We start from the raw sequence: 4,917 nt of genomic DNA, 5'->3' as shown, positions 1-4,917 counted from the left end.
GGTTTGCAATAATGCCTCTACTTGTTTTTCTGGAGATTGCTTTTGCGCCATGTGATATATTCTACGGCGCTATGTGCATCTATCTACTTTTTATTTTTTGCACTACCCCGATTTATTGAGCGGATACCACAAAACTACTATTAAAGAAGTTTTGTGGTAATTCGTTTACAAATGTCGCCAGAAGTTTTTACTGATAGTCTTGAGACTGACAACCTTGGTTTCTGTAATTACTTCAGGGGCATGACCAACAGCCACCGCAGCAAGTGGTGCAGAAGTTGCTAACAGAGAATTGAGTAATTCCATTTGATAATCGACATCTGCAACAGTACGGTAAATTCCGTGATAATCTATCTGCATCCCCAAAGGCGTAGGCACAATTTTCAAATACTCATTTAGGGCGCTAATGTAGCCATCGTGAAAAATCCTATTAGCAATACAAGGACGGATAATATTCAACAATTGAATAGCTCGTCTAATGTCTGCAACACTGCGGCTAGCATCAATCTCTGGCTGACTTTCGCTGTAGCCTTTGCCTTTCTTTTCTGCTACCAGATTGTTGAATTTGCTAACGGCTCTTTGATAACTGACTAATTGGTGAACTTTGGTTTGCGCTTGATAACCAACTCGCCCCTACTGGACTGTTAAATTACCATCTTCGACAATGGCCGCCCAGAATTTATTGCTGTTCTGGATAGCATCAACAAAGACTAAATAGATTTCCATGTTTCTTACCCTGTCAATTCACGGCTTGACGGGCATTGCCCCATCGAATTTGATGCTGTAGTGCTTCAAGTATTGTTTCCGCTTCGTGTGTTGTTAATCCATTTAATTGTGAGCAAATATCTACCAAAAGTTGTGGCGTATCCATACCAAGAAATGTGACAAAAAGTGCATCCCTAGAAGCTTCTATTAGTGTGTAACTGCTCGGCTCATGCCTTTCTCGCATCAATACATAATTTGTTAACACCGTCCGAAGCAACAATTTTGTTTTTCTGTCTAATTTCTCCAAATATGCGCCATAATTCTCAACCAGTTGGTCAATGGTTGGAGTCTGCCTGTAATAAGTAACTAAGTCTGTTGTCATGTTTCTTCGCCTTATTAACTATGTTAATTAGCTGCTATCAATTACTAAAAGAAAGAGCGATGGTGTACCCGTTATGAACCGATGGCGATCGCCCCCATAGAATCAGAAGGCAATCGCTTTCTCATCAGTTCATGTTGCGAAACTTGGCAGCACGTAAAGATTGAGTTTTCGCTGCAACCACAGGACTACTAGCCCGTCGTGCGGTTGATGCCCAGGACTGCATCCGCTCGACTGCCGCAGCGTCCTGAATTGCAAGCGGGGTAATGGTTTGACGACAGGTTTCCAGATCAGCAAGCGTTACCTGCTGCGGTCTACCCTCATCAAATGCCAGCAGTGCAGCTTCAGATGCTAGCGTCTCCAATTCAGCACCGGAAAATTTCGCGGTATTAGCTGCGATCGCTTCGAGGTACTCCGATTCCAGGTGAATGCCAAAGCGTTGTAGATGAATCCCTAGAATCTGTACACGCTCTGGCTCTGTGGGAAGATCAACAAAGAAAGCCTCATCAAACCTTCCCTTCCTCTTGAATTCACTTGGTAGTGCTGATGGGTCATTGCAGGTCGCAACTATAAATACGCCGCTTGTACATTCAGCCATGAAGGTAAGCAAAGTACCGAGAATGCGTTGGGAAACACCGCTCGTATCGCCCTGACCTGAAAGTGCTTTTTCGACCTCATCAATAAACAAGACACAAGGTGCGATCGCGGATGCTGTTTTCAATGCACGTTTAACATTACCTTCGGATTCGCCAACGAGTGAACCTAGAAGGGACGCAATGTCGAGTTGCAGAAGTGGTAGATTGAGTATGCTAGCGATGTTTTTGGCACAGTGAGATTTTCCTGTTCCGGGTGGGCCAGCCAGCAATACACCTTTTGGTTGGGGTAACGAGAGACTTCGTGCCTCAGTTGTGAACAGACGGCGGCGACGAGTCAGCCATTCGCGCAGTAGATCCAAACCGCCGAAGGGTATACTGGCTGGCTTACCCAACTCGATACCCATTTGAGAGAGTAACCGAGTTTTGTACTCGACGGCTTTGGGGATAAAATCAGCGTCAACGACGACACCATCATTAGTTAAGTTTTCTTTGACTGTTAACCGAAGGAAGTCGCTAATCTCCTCCAGGGTTAAACCCAGTGCTGCACGAGAAAGAGTTTCAAATTCAGCATTTTCAAGCGTAACAGTGAAAATTAATTCCTGTTCAATAGCAGACTGTTGTAGGTCATGCAAATAAGAAGTGATATGCTCAAGTATTTGATCAATACTAGGTAAAGGGACTTCACAATAAGGAATCAATCTGACTAAGGATTCGTGTAATTGTATGTTCTGACCCAACAAGACAATGCGTTTATCTGTGGGTTTTAACCTGTGGTAAAGGTTTTTTACCTTGCTTAAAATCTCCCATGATAATTGGGGTGAATTCTTAGCAATAAAGGGGTGAATATCTCCGAGGATAAATACACCATTTCCGCTAAAGTTAGCAATGTAGTCGAATACAAATAGTAGTGGATCAGCGTGTTGTGGTCTTTTGTACTCTGCAACTGGCTTAAACACCAATCCTCCATCTGCTGCGATTAAACATTGCTCCAAAGTTGATACTCCCAGATTCCAGAAGAATACTGGACTTGATAGCTTGCTAAATACCTCCGTAGTCAGCCACTGAATAATCGTCGCTTCATCGGGAGATAAGACATCAACTGCCGCGATGGGTATTTGTGAATCGAGTGTGGAGAGAAGATTTGAGAGGTTCATTGTTTTTCAATTTGATATGGTAATGGAGCTAGTTCATCGTGAGTATTAACAAGTCTCACGACTACCTCATAAACTTCGGCATCGCCGTCAAAAACCTCTGCTGTACCGTTGTTCTCTTGGTAGGCAATTGCAGTAACTATGGCATTCAACAGCACACACAACCCTTCAGTATTCGCTTTGATGATCACGGGCTGGTGTGGTTTTTGCTGGGCGTAAATGTGGATGAAAGGATACTCTTTAGGTAGGTACATAAATTTTTTGGGGGAACCCAATCGTCACGGTTCCCCTTTTCCTGATTTACTGCCGTAAGCGAATAGAGTGAGTTGAAGTTGTCCGAAGTTGTTGGGTTTGGGCTTCGTCCTTGTAGATGCGATCGCTCTCGCTCACAACTCCCAAAGCGGATTCAAATGGTTGCGTAGCTCCAAGACAACTTAGCCCCTCAAAGCCCTCAGCCTCCACACGAACTTCACCTGTAGCGCTGTCGAAATGAATCAGTATTGAACGTTCCATATTTATCTCCGCGCAAATTGTTTAACTTCCTGATGTCCGGCAAAAGTCAGCCGTAGAGTTTGCACAGTGCCGCTAGTTTCTTCGGCGATCGCACATTCACCAAACCTTTCTTGTAACTCGGCGGCTTTAGCGCGAACCAAATGCTTACCATAAGCCAGCATTAGTTTATTGCTGAAAAAGTCTTTGCCCAGCTTCGGAACTGTTTCATAACTGTCGTGTATTACCTCGTACACGCTGCTTGACTGGTTCCATTTGAAACCGATGTCTGCACGGGCTTTTATGGTGCGACCAGATACGATGATTTCAGCACTTTGTCCTTGAGAGCCACCATAGTATCCTTTTAGTGATTGTGCTGTTTGGTGAACTTGTGGTGATAGGTTTAGATCCGTGAGAGCTTGCACCAAACACTCGTGATTGCTTAATTTGGTTTTGACTGTTGAGAAATGCGACATAATGTTATTCCCTTTGTCATCTGGTTTGAAAAATAGTAAAAGTGCGATATCGTTTTGAAACGCGAATATTGCACTTTTAATACATCATCAAGTCTTGAGCGAATGCACACTTGCCCAAGACTATTTTTTTACCTGAATTTAAACGACATGACCGTAGCTTTTGATAAGCCCACGTCGTCAGTCGCAAGTGATTGTAGATTGCGTTGTTCATCTAACAACTTGATGCGGATCTCTTGCATTTTTTGCTGCAATTGACTGCGCGTATCTGAACCCAGATTCTTCGACTCAATCGCTGGATCGTTAACGATAGAATCTAAGTGCGTCATCATCGCCTCCAAGCTACTGCCTGCTTCCGGTGAAGCGTTTGCCAGTAGCACTTGAACCTTCATTAGATGACGCTCCATTTTCCTTTTGAACTGTATGGGTTTCCTCCCTGGTTCCCAATCAGCCAACTCTTCAAGCAACTGGGCGGCGAGTTGTTCACCACCAGCTAAAGCAGATTCCCTTAATCGTTGCTCTAAATTTTGGTCATACTGTTGGATGAACTTGGTAATCTGGTCTAGACATTCGGCTTGCTGCTGGTTGAGTTGTTCAGAGAGGGCAGGAATAATCACTGGGCGACCAATAACGACTTGTAAATAGTCTTCAAGATCGGTCAGAGTCGGAAATGCTCTTAACAAGTTTGCTTTGACTGACTCTTGCTTATCCTGTGCTAATTCCCAAGTGTTAAGTGAGAGAAACTGGTCAATACGCTCTTGGTAATCAAGAAGTCCCGCTTCGTAATCAGCTTTTAATTGATTACGTAAACCAGGGGCGATATTATCTCTAATATTGATTAACTGATTCCAAACAAGTGGAGCTAAATCAATCGGACAAACCCAATCACCAGTATCAGCAGACATCCACTCTTGAACTGAAGCAATCTCTTGCCTCAATTGGGCAGCAGCTTCATCCAACTTCTTGAATACCTTAATACCACGCAAACCAACTTCAGAATGGGAGCATCTCAGTTTTTGAAGTGGCTCAAACTGACAATAATCCATTGAGATAAGCAGAGCGATGAGCCAGGACTTGAGGGACATTTTCTCGTTTCCATTGTGCCCCAGAAATCTTTGTTCGACGGT

At 43.8% G+C, this 4,917-nt stretch carries 6 protein-coding genes and 2 pseudogenes; all 8 read right to left on the bottom strand.

What is annotated here, in order from left to right; genetic code table 11:
• Positions 1 to 165 precede the first annotated feature (165 nt).
• Positions 166 to 459 (bottom strand): hypothetical protein, encoded by a 294-nt coding sequence (locus H6G96_RS43050; RefSeq protein ID WP_347242353.1) that lies wholly within the window; start codon positions 457 to 459, stop codon positions 166 to 168.
• A 60-nt stretch (positions 460 to 519) separates the two neighbouring features.
• Positions 520 to 618 (bottom strand): annotated as a pseudogene (locus H6G96_RS43045) (WGR domain-containing protein); the annotation flags it as partial.
• Between the two features lie 118 nt (positions 619 to 736).
• The gene (locus H6G96_RS40110; RefSeq protein ID WP_190920154.1) at positions 737 to 1,084 is read right to left on the bottom strand and encodes a hypothetical protein; all 348 of its coding nucleotides are present in this window, start codon (positions 1,082 to 1,084) and stop codon (positions 737 to 739) included.
• A gap of 124 nt (positions 1,085 to 1,208) precedes the next feature.
• A complete protein-coding gene (locus tag H6G96_RS40105) occupies positions 1,209 to 2,831 on the bottom strand; it encodes an AAA family ATPase (RefSeq protein WP_190920151.1) in 1,623 nt (540 codons plus the stop codon).
• Positions 2,828 to 3,082 carry a hypothetical protein gene (locus tag H6G96_RS40100; RefSeq protein ID WP_190920149.1) on the bottom strand — a complete coding sequence of 85 codons (255 nt, stop codon included), beginning with the start codon at positions 3,080 to 3,082 and terminating at the stop codon, positions 2,828 to 2,830. Before H6G96_RS40100 ends, H6G96_RS40105 begins: the two co-directional genes overlap by 4 nt.
• Positions 3,083 to 3,128: 46 nt before the next feature.
• Entirely contained in the window at positions 3,129 to 3,341 is a 213-nt protein-coding gene (locus tag H6G96_RS40095) for a DUF2997 domain-containing protein (RefSeq protein ID WP_190920147.1), read from the bottom strand.
• 2 nt (positions 3,342 to 3,343) lie between these two features.
• Entirely contained in the window at positions 3,344 to 3,793 is a 450-nt protein-coding gene (locus H6G96_RS40090; RefSeq protein ID WP_190920145.1) for a DUF1257 domain-containing protein, read from the bottom strand.
• A gap of 128 nt (positions 3,794 to 3,921) precedes the next feature.
• A pseudogene (locus tag H6G96_RS40085) lies at positions 3,922 to 4,803 on the bottom strand (hypothetical protein); the annotation flags it as partial.
• Positions 4,804 to 4,917: the final 114 nt, after the last annotated feature.

Origin of the sequence: Nostoc sp. FACHB-892, assembly GCF_014698795.1 — a bacterium.
Taxonomy (GTDB): Bacteria; Cyanobacteriota; Cyanobacteriia; order Cyanobacteriales; family Nostocaceae; genus Nostoc.
This window is presented reverse-complemented; position numbering and strand designations above follow the sequence as displayed.